The sequence below is a fragment of the Marivita sp. genome, assembly GCF_017643905.1.
Taxonomy (GTDB): domain Bacteria; phylum Pseudomonadota; class Alphaproteobacteria; order Rhodobacterales; family Rhodobacteraceae; genus Marivita.
Window position 1 is genome coordinate 1 of the sequence record NZ_JAEPMO010000016.1, and the last position, 17931, is coordinate 17931.

Sequence of the window (17931 nt, forward strand, 5' to 3'; positions counted from 1 at the left end):
AGTTCGGCACCCGCATCGATCTTCACAACATGGTGGAGGATCGCATCAGAAGTCTCTGATTCATGGCGGTAAATCAGGCTGATAGGCTTAGACGGTGTGCCCGTCACATGGATCAGAACGCCATCGGTCGCAAAGGCCGTGTTGAGCGCTGCCAAAGGCCGCTGAACAGGGGTCTGACCCCGCGTTTCCAGCACGCCGTAGATGTCTTTGGCCCAATGAATATCGGGCGCATCCGCAAGCCGGTCGATGGTCACATGGTCCATCGCCAGATCATCGGAGTCCTCAGCGCTGAACACACCGTCAACGAACACAATTTTGAGGCGGTCGACGGCGCTAAAAATCAGCTCTTCATCGCTTGTCAGCAAGGCCGCTCTTGGCGCTTCCGGCTGCACCAGCGTGTCTGGACGGGTATACTTCCAGTACTCGTCGCGCCCGCTGGGCAGACCCATCGCCTGCACACGCGCCAAAGCGTCCTCGCGCGCCGCCTGTGCCCAACCGCCCTGCGGCATGTCGAGCGCCGCAAGCCGCGCGTCGGTGGCATCCTGTTTGATCTGCGGCAACGCCATTACACCGCCTCCGCCAGAAGATCCGCGTAGCCGTTGTTTTCTACTTCAAGCGCAAGCTCGGGACCACCGGTCTTGATGATCCGACCATCCGCCATGATGTGAACCACGTCCGGTTTGATATGGTCCAGCAGTCGCTGATAGTGCGTGATGACAAGGAACCCACGCCCCTCGTCGCGCAGCGCGTTCACACCGTCGGCCACCAGCTTCATCGCATCCACGTCAAGGCCCGAGTCGGTCTCGTCCAGAATGCACATCTTCGGCTCAAGCATCGCCATCTGCAGGATTTCGTTGCGCTTTTTCTCGCCGCCCGAAAAGCCGACATTGACCGGACGTTTCAGCATCTCGGCGTCGATCTTGAGGTCCTTCGCTTTGGCGCGGATCACCTTGAGGAATTCGCTCGCCGACATCTCCTCTTCGCCACGCGCCTTGCGCTGGGAATTCACAGCTGTGCGCAGGAAGGTCATGTTGCCGACGCCGGGAATTTCCACCGGATACTGGAATGCAAGAAAGACACCTGCCGCAGCACGCTCTTCCGGCTCCATGTCCAGAATATCCTCACCATCCAACGTCGCCGAACCCTCGGTCACTTCGTAACCATCCTTGCCGGACAGCACGTAGGAGAGGGTCGATTTCCCCGACCCGTTCGGCCCCATGATCGCATGCACCTTGCCCGCTTCGACCGTCAGGTTCACACCCTTGAGGATCCGCTTGTCTTCCTCCTCGAGTTGCACGTGCAGGTTCTTGATTTCCAACATTTTCTTGCCCTTTTCCATTCGGTTGCCCAACCATGCAGGCGATATCTGTTCTGTAAGTGCGGCCTCAGCCGCGATCCGTCAGCACGGCGGTGCCGCTGGCGGACACCATCAACATCGAATTGCCGACCACTTCGTAATCCAGATCCACGCCGACCACGGCATTGGCCCCAAGCGCCACGGCACGCTGTTCCAACTCGCGCATCGCCACATCCCGTGCATCCTGCAACTTTGCCTCATACGCGCCCGACCGGCCGCCGACGATGTCCGTGATCGACGCGAACACATCGCGGACCACGTTGGCACCCATGATCGCCTCACCCACCACGATCCCTTTGTATTCAAGGATCTTCTGGCCTTCGATGTTGTTTGTCGTCGTGATGATCATGTCTTCCTCTTCAAAACCAGTTGCGCGAACAGCGATCCCGTAAACCCGGACGCAAAAACCAATGCAATCGCCATCCACATCGCCAGAGCGTCTGTCAGCACATCCACCACAACTGCGAAGATTGCGCAGAAAACGCCAGTCACAACGGACGTGATCAGGATGGCGGATATCGGCATGGCACATATTGCGGCGCGGACCGAACCGGCCCGCCCCGGCTCTCCTTATCCCACAGACCCTTCAAGCGAGATCGCCACAAGCTGCTGCGCTTCCATGGCGAACTCCATCGGCAGCGCCTGCAACACATCACGGCAGAACCCGTTGACCACCAGCGCCACAGCCTCTTCCTCGTCCATGCCGCGCTGGCGGCAATAGAACAGCTGATCGTCATCCACCTTGGAGGTCGTTGCCTCGTGCTCAACCCGGCTCGAGTTGTTCTTGACCTCGATATACGGGACGGTGTGCGCGCCGCACTGGCTGCCGATCAAAAGGCTGTCGCACTGGGTGTAGTTGCGGCTGTTCTTGGCTTTCGGATGCATCGACACCAAACCACGATAGGTGTTCTGCGCATGACCGGCGCTGATCCCTTTCGAAACGATCCGGCTCTTGGTGTTCTTGCCTAGGTGGATCATCTTTGTGCCGGTATCGGCCTGCTGGTAATTGTTGGCGATGGCGATCGAATAGAACTCGCCCTGGCTGTCATCACCCCGCAGGATGCAAGAGGGGTATTTCCACGTCACCGCAGACCCGGTCTCAACCTGCGTCCACATCACCTTGGCCCGGTCGCCCCGGCAATCGGCCCGTTTCGTCACGAAGTTGTAGATACCGCCCTTGCCGTTCTCATCGCCCGGATACCAGTTCTGCACCGTGGAATATTTCACCTCGGCGTCTTCTTCGACGATGATCTCGACCACCGCCGCATGCAGCTGCGCGATGTCGCGCTGCGGCGCGGTGCAGCCTTCAAGGTAGGACACATACGAGCCTTTGTCGGCGATGATCAGCGTGCGTTCGAACTGACCGGTGTTTTCCGCATTGATGCGGAAATACGTGCTCAATTCCATCGGGCAGCGCACACCCGGCGGCACGTAAACGAACGAGCCATCCGAAAAGACCGCTGAATTGAGCGTTGCGTAGAAGTTGTCCGACACCGGCACGACCGAGCCGAGATATTTCTTCACCAACTCCGGATGCTCGCGAATGGCCTCCGAGATCGAACAGAAGATGACCCCCGCCTCTTTCAGCTCTTTCTGGAACGTCGTGCCCACGGAAACGGAATCGAATACCGCATCCACCGCGACCTTGCGGCCCTCGGCGGGCATGTCTTCAGCACCTTCGACACCCGCAAGGATCATCTGCTCCTTGAGCGGAATACCCAGCTTTTCATAGGTTGCGAGCAGCTTCGGATCGACATCGTCAAGCGATTTCGGCTTCACTTCCATGCTTTTCGGACGCGCGTAGTAAAACTGGTCCTGAAAGTCGATCTCGGGATAATCGACCATCGCCCAAGTCGGCTCTTCCTTCTGCAGCCACCGCTCATAGGCCTGCAGACGCCACTCTGTCATCCACTCCGGCTCTTCGTTCTTTTCCGAGATCAGACGCACGATATCGGGGGTCAAACCCTTGGGCGCATATTCCATCTCGATATCGGTGTTCCAGCCGTGCTTGTACTTGCCACCGACCTGGCGCACCGCATCGACGGTTTCCTGATCCACGCCTTCCTTGACGGTCACATTATCCAAAGCAGCCATGCTTGCACCCCTGTCTTGTTTCTCACGCGGCTCGCGCGCGGTGTTTTTCCCATTTGGTCAGCCACGTCTCGGCAAACCGCATCACATCGTCTTCGGTTGTCTTCGGCCCGAGCGAGACGCGGATCGCGCTGCTGGCTGTGACCGTATCGAACCCCATCGCAGTCAGCACCGCGCTGGCCTTGACCTTGCCACTGGAACAGGCCGACCCCGCACTGATCGCGAAACCCGCGAGGTCCATCTGCATCACTTGCGTCTCGCCCTTCCAGCCGGGCGTGGCCAAGCATGTCGTGTTCGGCAGACGCCGCCCTTCTTTCCCGACAAAAATAGTCTCTTTAGCGCCAGCCTCAATAGCTGAATCTAGAATGTTTCTAAGTTTTTCGACCCGGTCCCAAACCCCGGCGTCCAAATCGCGCGCGGCCGCCTCGGCTGCTGCCCCGAATCCCGCGATCCCGATGACGTTTTCCGTGCCAGAACGGCGCCCCATCTCCTGACCGCCGCCCTTGATCTGCGCCGCAAGATCAGTTCCGCGTTTCACCACCAGCGCGCCGATCCCTTTTGGCCCACCCAGCTTATGCGCAGAAATCAACGCCATCTCACAACCAAGCCAGTTAAAGGCAACGGGCAGTTTCCCAAAACCCTGCGTCGCATCCACCACCGCCAGCCCTTGCGGCAGGTCCTGAACAATCCCGGTCTCGGAATTTGCCAGTTGCAGGGCGGTCCGCGCCGGATCAGTCACCGTCACTTGCCCCGCCTCATCGACCGCCAAAACTGGATCAATCCACGCCCGCACCGCATCATGCTCGATCCCGGCGCCGAACAACCCGCGCCCGGCGCAGGCCAAAGCGGCAGCCTCGGTTGCGCCGGAAACAAATACGATATCCGCGCCATCCGCGCCAAACGCCGCCGCCACCTGTGCCCGCGCCCGCTCGATCAGCCCTTTTGCCGCTCGCCCTTCGGCATGGACGGAGGACGGGTTGCCCGCAACATCCATCGCCGCGATCATCGCGTCGCGCGCCTCAGGCCGCAGCGGCGTGGTCGCATTGTGATCCAGATAGACGCGCGCCACTTTAAAGCTCTCCCGGCTTCTCTGGTTCAGAAATACTTCGGGGGTGAATAGGCCGCAGGCCAAGAGGGGGCAGCGCCCCCTGCAGGTCGGATTGGCGCAGCCAATACGAGCCCATCACTCGTCCACCACGGCAAACAGGTTCGGCACAGCAGGGCACGGAGCCAGCGAATTGCCAACCACATCCGACAGCCGGGTCTGGTGCAGGAACACATAGACATGCGCCGACAAACCTTCCCAAAGCCGGTTGGTCATCGATTGCGCACGGCTGCCCGACAGGCCACCTGACGCGCCCGCGCCCTTGTGCATCGCGTCCACCGTCTCATCAACCGCGCCCAACACATCAACCACCCGGATATCACTTGCCGCCTTGGCCAGCCGATACCCGCCCCCGGGTCCACGCACCGACGCAACCAGCCCGGCCCGGCGCAGCTTGACGAACAATTGCTCGAGATAGGGCAACGAAATGTCCTGCCGCTGCGCGATATCGCCCAGCGTCACCAATGTCCCGTCCGGCTGCAGGGCGATATCCGCCAGAGCAACCATCGCATATCGACCTTTCGTACTCAATTTCATGGCCGTCTCCCAAACGCCCCTGCGACACAATTGACCTTGCAAGGGCAATTGCCTATGTGCGGATAACCATTTCGGGGAAGCTTCCCGATTTAGAACCATTCTAAGAAGCCTGAGTGAAGCTGTCAAGATTTACGGACCGCCGCACCAGAGCCAAAGCAGGAGCCACCACCGCCTATGCCCGAGGTGATTTTTCCCGGACCCGAAGGCCGCCTCGAAGGCCGCTATCATCCCCAAAAAGAAAGCGATGCCCCCATCGCGATCATCCTGCACCCGCATCCGCAGTTCGGCGGCACGATGAACAACAAGGTCGTCTACAACCTTCACTACGCGTTCTACAACATGGGCTTCACCGTGCTGCGCTTCAACTTCCGCGGCGTCGGGCGCAGCCAGGGTGAATATGACCAAGGCATCGGAGAGCTGTCTGACGCCGCCTCTGCGCTTGATTACCTGCAATCCATGAACAACAATTCCAAACATTGTTGGGTTGCGGGTTTCAGTTTCGGCGCCTGGATCGGCATGCAGCTTCTGATGCGCCGCCCCGAGATCACCGGCTTCATCTCGGTCAGCCCGCCTGCCAACATGTACGACTTTTCCTTCCTCGCCCCCTGCCCCTCGTCCGGCTTGATCATCAACGGAACAGGCGACCGCGTCGCACCTCCTGCCGACACACGGTCGCTGGTGAACAAGCTGTCCGAACAAAAGGGCATCACCGTCACCCATACTGAAATCGAAGGCGCCGACCACTTCTTCAAGGAACCGCACATGGATACGATGATCGACAATGTGACGGGTTACGTGAAGCGCCGCCTGACCGAGAACAGCCGTTAAGGATCACCCTCCATGTCGATGGTACAAGAGCTTGCTGAAAAGCTTGCCGACGACACCCTCAAGGCGATGAAACATCTCGATGACGACCGCTTCTTCATGGAAGTCGCGGCCGAACTCGGGGCAGCCTCGACCACTCTGGAAGAGGCGTTTCTGACCGCAATCCGCGTGCGGCTGGCCGAACGCAAGGCCCGCGCCTTTATCAGGGCACGAATCGAAGGCCAGAAGAAAGACGAAAACTTCGGACGCTGAGCGTCTTTTCCGAAGCCACGCGCAGCGGTGTCATGTCCCGCCTGGATCAACAAATGGCGTTCCTCAGCGAAGTGGCCCGCCTGAAGTCCATTCTACGCGCCACCACGCTCTGCGACGGCTCGCGGATGGAAAACAGTGCCGAACATTCCTGGCATATAGCACTTTATGCGCTTGTTCTGGCGGAGCATTCCGAAACGCCTCTCGACATCGGCAAAGTCATCAAAATGCTCCTGCTGCACGACATCGTTGAGATCGACGCGGGCGATGCGCCGGTCTCTGGGGATCACGATGTCACCGCGATGGCCCTTCAGGAACAAGCCGCCGCAGAGCGCATCTTTGGACTTCTGCCCGACGATCAGGCGCACGAGTTCCGCGCCCTCTGGGAAGAATTCGAAGCCAACGAAACACCCGAAGCGCAATTCGCAAAATCCATCGACCGGATGCAGCCACCGATGCAGAACCTTGCGTCGGGAGGCGGATCGTGGATCGAGTACGATGTGAGTTATGATCGCTTTGCCGCGCAGATCGGCCCCAAGATCAACAAGGGCGCGCCAAAAATCTGGGCATGGCTCCAACCCAAAGTGGCGGCATTCTTCGCTGCGCGGGACTGATACGCTTTGATCCTCGCGCCATAGTCCAACATCCCCTAGGGTGATCCCATGACAGACTCACCGCACCAGCGTACCCTTCTGCTCACCGGCGCCAGCCGCGGCATCGGCCATGCCACCGTCAAGAAGTTCGCCGCCGAAGGCTGGCGCGTGATCAGCTGTTCGCGACAGGCGTTTTCGCCGAATTGTCCCTGGCCGGGCGGCGAGCGCAACCACATCCAGGTCGATCTCGCCGACCCGCAACAGACGATGGAGGCTGTGCGCACCGTCAAGGAACGGCTCGACGGCGGGCGGCTTGATGCGCTGGTGAACAATGCCGGAATTTCGCCAAAAGGTCCGAATGGAGAACGGCTGAGCACACTCGACACCGATCTTCGGGACTGGGGCAAGGTGTTCCACGTCAATTTCTTCGCTTCGGTGGTGTTGGGGCGCGGCTTGAAGGACGAATTGGCCGCGGCCAAAGGTGCCATCGTCAATGTCACCTCAATTGCAGGCGCGCGGGTCCATCCGTTTGCGGGAGCCGCCTATGCCACGTCGAAAGCGGCGCTTGCGGCACTGACGCGGGAAATGGCCCATGATTTCGGGCCCTTGGGCGTTCGTGTGAATGCTATTGCGCCGGGTGAGGTGGACACCAGTATTCTGAGCGAAGGCACCGACAAGATCGTCGAGAAACTGCCGATGCGCAGGCTTGGTCAGCCGAATGAAGTGGCGGATGTCATCTATTTCCTGTGCTCAGGCCAGAGCGGATATGTCACCGGAACCGAAATCGAAGTGAACGGCGGCCAGCACGTTTGACGCGGCATCTTACGTTGACGCGCGACAGGGCTGGGTAGATGTGACATTTGGCTGAGACGCCGAAGCAAATTTCTTTGAAAACCGCACCGGCGGCCTGCGATTTTTCGACGAAAAATCGGAGACCCTGCAAAGATCTTTACGAAGATTCGGTTAACGCCGACTTAAAAGTGAATGGCCCGGCCCCAGGCATCCAGAACAACCTCATGCATCATCTCTGACAGGGTCGGGTGCGGGAACACCGTCTGCATCAGGTCTTCCTCGGTGGTCTCCAACTGCCGCCCGACCACGTAGCCCTGGATCAATTCGGTCACTTCCGCGCCTACCATATGCGCCCCCAAGAGCGCGCCGGTTTTCGCATCGAACACCGTCTTGATCATGCCCTCAGGTTCCCCCAGCGCAATCGCCTTGCCATTCCCGATGAACGGGAAGCGACCGACCTTGATGTCGAAGCCCTTTTCCTTGGCCTGCGCCTCGGTCAGACCAACACTCGCCACCTGCGGCTGGCAATAGGTGCAGCCCGCAATGCTGTCCGGCTCAACCGCATGCGGGCGCCCGCCCGCGATCAGTTCGGCCACCATGACCCCCTCATGGCTCGCCTTGTGCGCGAGCCACGGCGCGCCGGCGATGTCGCCGATGGCATAGACCCCCTCGACCCCGGTGCGACACACCGGGTCGGTCACGACATGGGTGCGATCGACCTGAACGCCCAACGCCTCAAGCCCCAAACCTTCGGTATTGCCGACGATGCCAACGGCAGAGATCACCGTGTCGAACTCTTCCTTGCTGACATTACCGCCCTGTTCGATATGCGCGGTCACTTTGCCTTTGCCGCGATCCAGTTGCTTGACCATCGCCTTTTCGCGGATTGTCATGCCCTGCTTTTCGAACTGTTTCTTCGCGAAACCGCTGATTTCGGCATCCTCGACCGGCAGGATGCGGTCCATGACCTCGACCACGGTCGTGTCAGCACCCAGCGTGTTGTAGAAGCTGGCGAATTCGATACCGATGGCACCGGAACCGATCACCAGAAGCTTCTTCGGCATGCGTTTGGGGACCAGAGCGTGCTTGTAGGTCCAGACAAGATCGCCATCCGCCTCAAGCCCCGGCAGCTCGCGCGCCCGCGCGCCGGTGGCAATGACGATGTTCTTTGCACTCAGGTCCTCAACCCCCTTGTCCGTCTTGACCTGCACCTTGCCCTTGGCGGGGATCGTGGCCTCGCCCATCACCACCGTGACCTTATTCTTCTTGAGCAGATGCCCCACCCCGGAATTCAGCTGTTTCGCAATCCCGCGCGAGCGCTTGACGACGGCATCAAGATCAAACCCGATACCTTCGGCCTTCAGCCCAAATTCCTTGGCGCGGTGCATGAGGTGAAACACCTCAGAGGTGCGCAGCATTGCCTTGGTGGGGATACAGCCCCAGTTGAGACAGATGCCGCCCAGATGTTCGCGTTCGACAATCGCAACAGACAGCCCAAGCTGTGCGCCCCGGATGGCGGCGACATAGCCGCCGGGGCCTGCGCCGATCACGATCATGTCGAAGCTCTTGCTCATGGCCTGTCTTCCTCCCTCAAGGTCAGGTTTGAGGCAAAGCGTAGGCCAAAGCGAAAGGGCTCACAATGGGGTGTTGGCAGATAGGTCCGGAGCGGACCAATTGTTTCGCGCGCGAAACATTAGGTCAGCCTTTTTGACCGTTTAACCGTTTGTTAAGACGTCTTAAATCAGGCTTCTGCCTTCATTTCCCAACGCCCCGATTCCTCTGACCAGTATTGCGCCGAACAGCCTGCCCCAGTCAGGCTGCGCCACTGACCGCGTGCGGCATCGACGGCGGCGGGATCGTTGCCATCGAAGAGGATGCAGACCCGCTCCAACCGCTGCACTTCGTCCGGTACGACCTCGGCACCATCGACGGCCATGAGACATTGCGGGTCGTTTGCCGCCTCGCTGGCTACCGTCAAAAGAACCGGCTGCGCCGCGTCATGCGGCCCACCCGCCAACCCATGTGGCAGGAATCCCTCTTCCGGCCCCAACCACAGTTTCTGGTCCAGCCAGTCCATCCGCGCGGCATCCGTCCCGCGCACCGCGACGCGCCAGCCCGCACCAAGCGCCTTGCCCAAGAGCATGGGCAAGGTCGCCTCAAGCGGCTTTTGCGTCAGGTGGTAGAAATAGGCCGCGCCCATGAGATCAGTCCTTAGCCTCGAACCGGTCGGCGATCAGCCTGTCCAGCGCCCGCACCCCCCAGCCCGTGGCCCCTTTGGGCGACAGGTCGAGATCGGATTTCACATGGGCCACACCCGCGATGTCGAGGTGAATCCACGGCATGTCGTCCTTAACGAACCGCTTAAGGAACTGCGCTGCGGTCACGGATCCAGCGGGGCGTCCGCCGATGTTCTTCATGTCGGCCACGGGGGATTTCAGCATATCGTCGTACGCCTGCCCCAGCGGCATCCGCCACGCGCCTTCTTTTTCGGTCTCGGCTGCCTTGAGGAACGCACCAACCAACGGTTCGTCATTGGAATACACAGCCGCGTTTTCGTGCCCCAGAGCGATGATGCACGCGCCTGTCAGGGTGGCGAGGTCGATCATCGCGGCGGGTTTGTCGGTTTCTTGCGCGTGCCACATGACATCACAGAGCACCAAACGCCCTTCGGCGTCGGTGTTCACCACTTCGATCGTGTCACCCTTCATGGAGGTCACAACGTCTCCGGGTCGCACCGCGCTGCCCGAGGGCATGTTTTCCACAAGGCCCACCATACCGACCACATTGGCCTTGGCCTTGCGCTTGGCCACAGCGTGCATGACGCCCGCGACAACACCTGCGCCGCCCATGTCCATGGTCATGTCTTCCATGCCAGCCGCGGGTTTAAGCGAAATGCCACCCGTGTCGAAGACCACACCCTTGCCGATGAGCGCCAGCGGAGCATCGCCTTTGGCCCCGCCTTTCCAGCGCATGATGACCACTTTGGAGGGGCTGTCGGACCCCTGACCCACGCAGAGCAACGCGCGCATGCCCAGCTTTTCGAGTGCCTTTTCTTCCAGCACCTCGACCTCGACACCCAAATCACGCAAACCTTCCAGCCGATTGGCGAATTCCGTGGTGGTCAGTACGTTGGCCGGTTCGTTCACGAGGTTGCGTGTGAAATGCACGCCTTCAGCCACAGCGATGCGGGGCGCTGCGGCGGCTTCGGCCTCGTCAGGTTTGGTGCACATGAAGGTGGCCGCACCAAAGGGATCCCCTTTCTTGGTCTTGTGATCGTCAAAACCGTAGCCACGCAGGGTCACGCCAAGCGCGATCTCTTCGGGTCGCCCGGTGCCTTCGACCAGAACCGTCATCGCAGATGATCCCGCGGCGACCGCCAGCGCGGCACCCGCCTTGCGCGCAAGATCAGGCGCGGGGCGGCGGGACAATTTGACCAGATCGACCGCTTCGGCCTGTAGGCCCACTGGCCAGGCCAGCGTCATGGCCTTGCCTTCCGACAGCTTTTCCCATGCCTCAGATCCGGTTGCACGGGCCAGTGCGCCCTTGGTCAGACGGTTCAGCCGCCGCGCGCCTGCGCTCAGTTTGAGATCGGGTGTGACAAAGACCGCGATCCGGCCCTCTGCGGTCGCCAAAGCGTCGATATCGACCGGCACAAATGAAAGTGCGCGAAGTTCCGCCATGTTCTGCTCCCTAAGTTGGTTTGGATATAGGGGTAGCGCCCGTGCGCGCAGTTGACCAGAGGCGGGTTTTCCCGCAAACCCTAGGGTATCGGGCCATGTCGGCCCACTCTATGTCGTGTGAAGGGGTTCGCCGTGCCAAGATTCGACAGGTATATGCTGTCGCAACTAATGGTCCTCTTTGGGTTCTTCGCGCTTGTGCTGGTCGCAGTGTACTGGGTGAACCGCGCGGTGGTGCTGTTTGACAGGCTGATCGCGGATGGTCACTCGGCTGGCGTTTTCCTTGAATTCACAGCACTCAGCCTGCCCGGCGTGATCGCTTTGGTGCTGCCGATGGCGTCGTTTGCGGCTGCGGTTTACGTCACCAATCGGCTGATGGGCGACTCGGAACTGACGGTTGTGCAGGCGACCGGCTACAGCCCATGGCGGCTGGTCCGACCCGTCGCGTTGTTCGGAGTGATCGTGGCCTTGATGATGTCGGCTTTGACACACTTCCTTGTCCCGGCTTCGGTTGCGCAGCTCAAACAGCGCGAGGTTGATATCTCGGGTTCGGTCAGCGCGCGGCTCTTGCGGGAAGGCACGTTCCTGCACCCCGGCCCCGGCGTCACATTCTTCATACGCGAGATCACCCCGGAGGGTGAATTGCGCGACGTGTACCTATCAGACCGGCGCCAAGCGGATCGCGAAGTCACTTATACCGCCGAGCGCGCTTATGTGGTGCAGGCAGAAGAAGGCCCGCGCCTTGTCATGGTAAGCGGTCTGGCCCAGACCTTGCGGCCGGAAACGCGCACCCTGTCGACCACACTGTTTCAGGATTTTACCTACGATATCAGCACGCTGATCGTGCAGAACCAGAACCTCAACCTGCGGCCGCGCCACCTGTCGACCTGGGCGCTGCTCACCCAGCCCGGGGCGATGGCCGCTTTGACCGATGTGCCGTTGGCGCGGATCAATGAAGAACTGCATGGCCGGTTCCAGCAGGCGCTTTTGGGACTCGTGTCCGCACTGATCGGGTTCTCTACACTGCTCACCGGCAGCTTCAGCCGCTTCGGTGTGGGGCGGCAGATCGTGGTTGCGATCTTCCTTTTGGTGGTCGTCAAGCTGGTGGAAAGTGCAGTCACCGATCCGACGCGCAACAATGCCGCGCTCTGGCCGTTGATCTACCTGCCATCGGTGGTCGGCTTCGCGCTGGCAATGGGCATGCTGCACCTTGCGGCACGTCCGTTCCGGCAACCGCGCAAGACAGCGGCGTTGGAGGTGTCGGCATGACCCTTCACCTGTATTTTGCACGCCGTTTCTTTTGGACCTTTCTGGCCATTTTTGGGATTTTCTTTCTGTTTCAGATACTTCTCGACCTTGTTGAACAGATCAGACGATTTGACGACTCGGTCAGCTTTGGTGAAGTTGTGAAGCTGACGCTGCTCAACACCCCCGAAGGCATGTACCAGATCCTGCCTTTGGTGATGATCCTTTCCTCTATCGCGCTGTTCGTGGCGTTGGCGCGGTCGTCGGAACTTGTTGTGGCGCGGGCGGCGGGGCGGTCAGGGCTGACAGCGCTGGTGGGACCGATCGTGGTGGCGGCGGTGATTGGCGGGCTTACGGTGGCGATGGGCAACCCGATCGTGGCGGCCACGTCGAAAGCCTATTCCGATCTGCGCGACACCTACCGCAATGGCGGCACCTCGGCGCTGTCCATCGGGGCCGAAGGGTTGTGGCTGCGCCAGTCCGACCCGCGCGGCCAAACGGTGATCCGGGCGGCGCGGGCCAATGCAAACGGGACCGTCCTCTATGACGTGATGTTCGTGGCCTATGCAGAAGGTGGCGGCCCGGTGCGCCGGATCGAGGCGGAAGAGGCGGAACTGGCCGACGGCGCGTGGACATTGCGCCAGGCCAAGGTCTGGCCTTTGGTGGCTGGCGTGAACCCGGAAACCAATTCGGTAATGCACGGCGAATTGCGCTTGGCCTCAACCCTCACCGAGGACAGCATCAAGGACAGGTTCGGGCGGCCTTCGGCCATCTCGGTGTGGGAATTGCAGGGGTTCATCACCGATCTCGAGGACGCAGGTTTTTCGGCGCGGCGCCATTCCGTGTGGTTGCAGATGGAATTGGCGCGGCCGGTGTTTCTGATTTCGATGGTGCTGATCGGCGCGGCCTTCACCATGCGGCACAGCAGGATGGGCGGCACTGGAGTTGCTGTCCTTTCGGCAGTTCTTCTTGGTTTTTCGCTATATTACGTGCGGAACTTCGCGCAGATTCTGGGTGAGAACGGCCAATTGAACCCGCTGGCTGCGGCATGGGTGCCACCGCTTGCCTCGGTGCTGTTAGCGCTGGGTTTGATCCTGCACAGGGAAGACGGATGATGCGCCGCTCTGCCCTTGCCCTGATCCTCGCGGCGTTGCTGTGGTCCGCCCCGCTGCATGCTCAATCCGGCGATGTGATGCTGCTGGCCGATCAGGTGTTGGTCGAACAGGGCGGCGACACGCTGGTCGCCACCGGCAACGTCGAAGCGCTGCATGAGGGCACGCGCCTGACCGCGTCGTCGATCATCTATAACCGCGCGACCAATACGCTTGAAATCCAAGGGCCGATCCGGATTACGCAGCCCAATGGCGACGTGTTGACCGCAACACAGGCTCAACTCGATCAGGGTTTTCAGAACGGCCTCTTGGAAAGCGCCCGGTTCGTGCTGGACGAGCAGCTTCAGATCGCCTCGGCCCGCGCGGCACGGGTGCAAGGGCGGTACACCGCGATGAGCCAAGTCGCCGCGACCTCCTGCCAGGTCTGCGGCAGCGACCGACCGCCGCTTTGGGCGATCCGCGCCAGCCGCGTGGTGCATGACGCCGAGGAACGGCAGATCTACTTTGACAATGCGCAGTTGCAGGTTTTGGGGGTGCCAGTCTTCTACATTCCGCGCATGCGGCTGCCCGATCCGACACTTGAGCGGGCGCGCGGTTTCATGATTCCCGAACTCAAGACAACGACACTGTTGGGCTTCGGGATCAAGCTGCCGTATTTCATCCCTATCGGAGATCATGCCGACCTTAGGCTGACGCCCTATGTGTCGCCGATCACGCGAACGCTCGAGATGCGGTACAGGCAGGCGTTCCGCACCGGGAACATCACGGTCAATGGCGCCATCAGCCAGGACAACCTGAAGCGCGGCGAGGCGCGCGGGCTGTTCTTTGCAGATGGGACTTTTGCCCTGCCGCGGAATTTCCGACTGTCTTTCGACATCGAAGCTGTCAGCGACGATGCGTATCTCAACGATTACAACAGCGACTTCAAGAAAGACCGACTGGATAGCGCCGTGACCCTGACGCGCGCGCAGCGAGACAGCTTCTTTTCTCTCGGCCTGATCCATTACGAAAGCCTGACCGACGGCGAGAACAATGCGACGCAGCCCACGATCATCGGCGATCTGCGTTACAACCGTCGGTACTTCCCCAAACAGATCGGTGGAGAAGTGCGGCTGGGTTTCCAGTTGCATGGACATTATCGCTATTCGGACGCCGACATCGACGGTAGCGATGCCGATACCGTCGTCGACGGGCGCGATGTGGGGCGCGCCAATCTTGACCTGAGCTGGCGCGACCGTTGGACCCTGCCGGGTGGTCTGCGGGCCGGTGCTGTCACGCAAATCTGGGTCGATCATTTCATCGTTGAACAGGATGCGGTGGCCGAGGGCGATTACACCGAAGTGACCCCTGCGGCTTCGCTCGAACTGCGCTGGCCTGTGGTGAAAAAAACCTCAAATGGTGGCCGCGTCCTGATCGAACCCATCGCCCAGGTAGGCTGGATCGGAGGCGAACGTTCAGAGGTGCCCAATGACGAAAGCACCCGCGCCGAATTCGACGAAGGCAACCTGTTGTCGCTGTCGCGCTTCCCTTCCCCGGATCGGCGCGAACGCGGGTTGATTGGCGCCGCCGGCCTGCGCTGGATGCGTGAGGACCCCGAAGGCTGGCGCGCATCATTGGTTCTGGGCCGGGTGTGGCGCGACGATGAGGACGAGGCGTTTTCTCGATCTTCCGGACAGGACAGCATCGCATCCGACTGGCTGGTCGCCGGGCAATTCACCCATCAGAATGGTTTACAGCTTTTGGCGCGGGGATTGTACGACACCACCGTGTCGCGGTTCACGAAAGCCGAGATGCGCGCCAATGTGACCCTCGACCGGTATGCACTGGGCGCGTCTTACATTCTGCTGACCACGGATCCTGCCGAAGACCGCGAAGACGCGCAATCCCAATGGCGAGTCGACGGGCGCTACAACATCGACCGCAATTGGACCGCAAAAGGATCAACGCGGTACGACATCGCCGAAGGGCAGTTTCTGAACGCAGGCATTGGTGCGGAATACCGCAATGAATGCGTCGCGGTGGACTTTTCGGTCTCGCGCAGCTTTGCCTCTTCCACTAACCTTGAACCATCTACCGATTTCGGCCTGACCGTCGCGCTGACTGGCTTCAGCACAGGCGGCAGCGGCAAGGAGTACCGACGTTCATGCAGCTACTGAACACGTCCATCCGCAAACTGAGTGCGCTGGCTCTTGGCATAACGCTGGCCTTTGGCCCTGTGCAGGTCTCGGCGCAAAACCTGTTTGCCCCGGTCATCCGCGTCAACGACAGCGTTGTCACCGCCTACGAGCTGGATCAGCGCGCCCGCATGCTCACGCTGCTGCGTGCGCCGGGCGATCCTCAGGAAGTGGCCCGCGAACAGCTCATCGACGACAGGCTGCGGCTTCAGGCGGCCGAAGCGGCGGGGATTGTTCCGTCACCCGAAGAGGTTTTGGACGGAATGGCCGAATTCGCAGGACGCGCCAATCTGAGCCGTGACGAGTTCATTCAGGCGCTCGAAGCCAGCGGCGTATCGGCCCAGACCTTCCGCGATTTCGTGCGTGCGGGTCTGAGCTGGCGTCTTCTTGTCCAGTCGCGTTTTGTTGGCCGGGTGAACCTGTCCGAAGCGGAGATCGACCGGGCCTTGGGCGCGTCAGGTGGATCTTCGGTGCGCGTGTTGCTGTCGGAAATCATCATGCCAGCGCCGCCGCCGCAGGCAGAAGCCGTGCAGGCACGGGCTCAGCGGATCAGCCAGATCACGTCGGAAGCCGAATTCTCGGCGCAGGCGCGTCAGTTCTCGGCCACCGCATCGCGCGGAGCCGGAGGCCGCTTGCCTTGGCAGAACCTTGAAGACCTGCCGCCGGTGCTGCGCCCAATGGTTCTGGCCCTTGCGCCAGGCGAAGTGACCGATCCGATCCCGATCCCCAACGCTGTGGCGCTGTTCCAACTGCGCGCGGTCGAAGAAACCGACTACACGCCGCCGACCTATTCGGCGATCGAATACGCCGCGTATTACATGCCCGGTGGCCGGTCCGATGCGTCGTTGGCGCAGGCGCGTGTGCTCGCCAGCAAGGTTGATCGCTGCGATGATCTTTACGGTGTGGCAAAGGGACAGCCCGAAGACGTGCTTGACCGCCACACCTTGCCGCCTGCAGACATTCCAACCGATATCGCCTTTGAATTGTCCAAGCTCGATCCCGGTGAGGTGTCCACGGCGCTGACCCGCTCGAACGGGCAGACGCTTGTCTTCCTGATGCTGTGCGGACGCACCGCTGAGGTGAATGACGATGTCGATCGGGATCAGTTTGCCTTGGGCTTGCGCAATCAGCGGCTTCAGTCGCTGGCGGAAAGCTTTTTGGCCCAATTGCGCGCCGACGCCCGCATCGTCACGCAATGACCGCAGCGCCGATTGCCCTGACCATCGGGGAGCCAGCCGGGATTGGGCCTGAACTGGCCGGGATGGCGTGGGAGGCGTTGCATGGCGAGGTGCCGTTTTTCCTGATCGGTGATCCGGCGCATTTGCCAGAGGGTATGGACTGGGTTGAGATCGCGGCACCGGACGAAGTGTCGGCGCGCGGTACCGCCCTACCCGTTCTGCCGCATCGGTTCGAAGGGCCGCGCACACCCGGTCGCCCGCAGCCTGCACAGGCGAAAGGCGTTGTCGCGGTGATCGAGCGTGCGGTGGCTTTGGCCGCCAGCGGCAAGGCAGGCGGCGTCTGCACCTTGCCGATCCACAAGCAGGCGCTGCAGGAAGGGGCGGGTTTCGGCTTTCCGGGCCACACCGAATTTCTCGCGCATCTTTGCGAAACAAGCGATGTGGTGATGATGCTGGCCGGGCCACAGTTGCGGGTCGTGCCGGTGACGATCCATATCCCGCTGTCAGAGGTGAAGCTGGCGCTGACGCCAGAGCTCCTGGAGACCCGCATTCGGATCACGAACCGGGCACTTGTGACGCAGTTCGGGATTGCACAGCCCCGACTGGCGGTGGCTGGTCTGAATCCTCATGCGGGCGAAGGCGGGCGCATGGGGCGCGAAGAGATCGACGTGATCGCCCCGGTCTTGGACCGGTTGCGGTCAGAAGGGATGCGCATCGCCGGGCCCTTGTCGGCGGACACGATGTTTCATGCGGCTGCACGGTCTGGCTACGACGCGGCGATCTGCATGTATCACGATCAGGCGCTGATCCCGATCAAGACGCTGGATTTCGACAGGGGTGTGAACGTCACGCTGGGTCTGCCGATCATTCGCACGTCGCCGGATCACGGCACGGCGTTCGACATCGCGGGAACTGGACAGGCCAACCCGACATCGACCATTGAGGCGTTGCGCTTGGCTTGGCAGCTTGCAGGCGCTCGATCCTGAGCCACGCACC

General features: G+C 61.0%; 17 protein-coding genes and 1 pseudogene. 9 read left to right on the forward strand and 9 right to left on the reverse strand.

The window, feature by feature from the left end; all coding sequences use genetic code 11:
* The 6 genes and pseudogenes from JJ869_RS04010 to JJ869_RS04035 form a co-directional block, all read right to left on the reverse strand.
* Positions 1–566, reverse strand: a pseudogene (locus JJ869_RS04010) (Fe-S cluster assembly protein SufD); the annotation flags it as partial.
* Positions 566–1321, reverse strand: coding sequence for a Fe-S cluster assembly ATPase SufC (gene sufC / locus JJ869_RS04015; RefSeq protein ID WP_292264719.1), 756 nt, complete (start codon positions 1319–1321; stop codon positions 566–568). The pseudogene JJ869_RS04010 and the gene sufC, both read right to left, overlap by 1 nt.
* A 64-nt stretch (positions 1322–1385) precedes the next feature.
* On the reverse strand, positions 1386–1706 hold the full coding sequence (locus JJ869_RS04020; protein ID WP_292264720.1) for a heavy metal-binding domain-containing protein: 321 nt from the start codon (positions 1704–1706) through the stop codon (positions 1386–1388).
* A gap of 221 nt (positions 1707–1927) precedes the next feature.
* Positions 1928–3451, reverse strand: a complete 1524-nt coding sequence (gene sufB / locus JJ869_RS04025) for a Fe-S cluster assembly protein SufB (RefSeq protein WP_292264721.1) — start codon at positions 3449–3451, stop codon at positions 1928–1930.
* Between the two features lie 22 nt (positions 3452–3473).
* Entirely contained in the window at positions 3474–4517 is a 1044-nt protein-coding gene (locus JJ869_RS04030; protein WP_292264723.1) for an aminotransferase class V-fold PLP-dependent enzyme, read from the reverse strand.
* Between the two features lie 114 nt (positions 4518–4631).
* On the reverse strand, positions 4632–5090 hold the full coding sequence (locus JJ869_RS04035) for an Rrf2 family transcriptional regulator (RefSeq protein WP_292264725.1): 459 nt from the start codon (positions 5088–5090) through the stop codon (positions 4632–4634).
* 174 nt (positions 5091–5264) lie between these two features.
* On the opposite strand from JJ869_RS04035, the gene JJ869_RS04040 reads away from it, so the two are divergent.
* From JJ869_RS04040 to JJ869_RS04055, 4 genes are read left to right on the forward strand one after another with little or no spacing between them, the layout of a single operon-like run.
* Positions 5265–5918, forward strand: a complete 654-nt coding sequence (locus JJ869_RS04040; protein WP_292264727.1) for an alpha/beta hydrolase — start codon at positions 5265–5267, stop codon at positions 5916–5918.
* A gap of 12 nt (positions 5919–5930) precedes the next feature.
* Positions 5931–6167, forward strand: coding sequence for a hypothetical protein (locus tag JJ869_RS04045; protein WP_085631993.1), 237 nt, complete (start codon positions 5931–5933; stop codon positions 6165–6167).
* A 53-nt stretch (positions 6168–6220) separates the two neighbouring features.
* Positions 6221–6778 carry an HD family hydrolase gene (locus JJ869_RS04050; protein WP_292264730.1) on the forward strand — a complete coding sequence of 186 codons (558 nt, stop codon included), beginning with the start codon at positions 6221–6223 and terminating at the stop codon, positions 6776–6778.
* A gap of 48 nt (positions 6779–6826) precedes the next feature.
* Positions 6827–7570 carry an SDR family oxidoreductase gene (locus JJ869_RS04055; protein WP_292264731.1) on the forward strand — a complete coding sequence of 248 codons (744 nt, stop codon included), beginning with the start codon at positions 6827–6829 and terminating at the stop codon, positions 7568–7570.
* 161 nt (positions 7571–7731) lie between these two features.
* Here the strand turns inward: JJ869_RS04055 and lpdA are convergent, their stop codons facing one another.
* The 3 genes from lpdA to JJ869_RS04070 all read right to left on the reverse strand — a co-directional run bounded on the left by lpdA (position 7732) and on the right by JJ869_RS04070 (position 11229).
* The gene (gene lpdA, locus JJ869_RS04060; protein ID WP_292264732.1) at positions 7732–9123 is read right to left on the reverse strand and encodes a dihydrolipoyl dehydrogenase; all 1392 of its coding nucleotides are present in this window, start codon (positions 9121–9123) and stop codon (positions 7732–7734) included.
* A gap of 167 nt (positions 9124–9290) precedes the next feature.
* Positions 9291–9749, reverse strand: a complete 459-nt coding sequence (locus JJ869_RS04065; protein ID WP_292264733.1) for a DNA polymerase III subunit chi — start codon at positions 9747–9749, stop codon at positions 9291–9293.
* Between the two features lie 4 nt (positions 9750–9753).
* The gene (locus tag JJ869_RS04070; protein WP_292264735.1) at positions 9754–11229 is read right to left on the reverse strand and encodes a leucyl aminopeptidase; all 1476 of its coding nucleotides are present in this window, start codon (positions 11227–11229) and stop codon (positions 9754–9756) included.
* A gap of 153 nt (positions 11230–11382) precedes the next feature.
* Between JJ869_RS04070 and lptF the strand changes: the two genes are divergently transcribed.
* From lptF to pdxA, 5 genes are read left to right on the forward strand one after another with little or no spacing between them, the layout of a single operon-like run.
* The gene (gene lptF, locus JJ869_RS04075; RefSeq protein ID WP_292264737.1) at positions 11383–12495 is read left to right on the forward strand and encodes an LPS export ABC transporter permease LptF; all 1113 of its coding nucleotides are present in this window, start codon (positions 11383–11385) and stop codon (positions 12493–12495) included.
* Entirely contained in the window at positions 12492–13586 is a 1095-nt protein-coding gene (gene lptG / locus JJ869_RS04080) for an LPS export ABC transporter permease LptG (RefSeq protein ID WP_292264739.1), read from the forward strand. Before lptF ends, lptG begins: the two co-directional genes overlap by 4 nt.
* On the forward strand, positions 13583–15739 hold the full coding sequence (gene lptD / locus JJ869_RS04085) for an LPS assembly protein LptD (protein WP_292264741.1): 2157 nt from the start codon (positions 13583–13585) through the stop codon (positions 15737–15739). The genes lptG and lptD overlap by 4 nt, the downstream gene beginning before the upstream one ends.
* A complete protein-coding gene (locus JJ869_RS04090) occupies positions 15727–16956 on the forward strand; it encodes a peptidylprolyl isomerase (protein ID WP_292264743.1) in 1230 nt (409 codons plus the stop codon). The genes lptD and JJ869_RS04090 overlap by 13 nt, the downstream gene beginning before the upstream one ends.
* Complete coding sequence (pdxA, locus tag JJ869_RS04095; protein ID WP_292264745.1) at positions 16953–17921, forward strand: 4-hydroxythreonine-4-phosphate dehydrogenase PdxA; 969 nt, start codon at positions 16953–16955, stop codon at positions 17919–17921. Before JJ869_RS04090 ends, pdxA begins: the two co-directional genes overlap by 4 nt.
* Positions 17922–17931 lie beyond the last annotated feature (10 nt).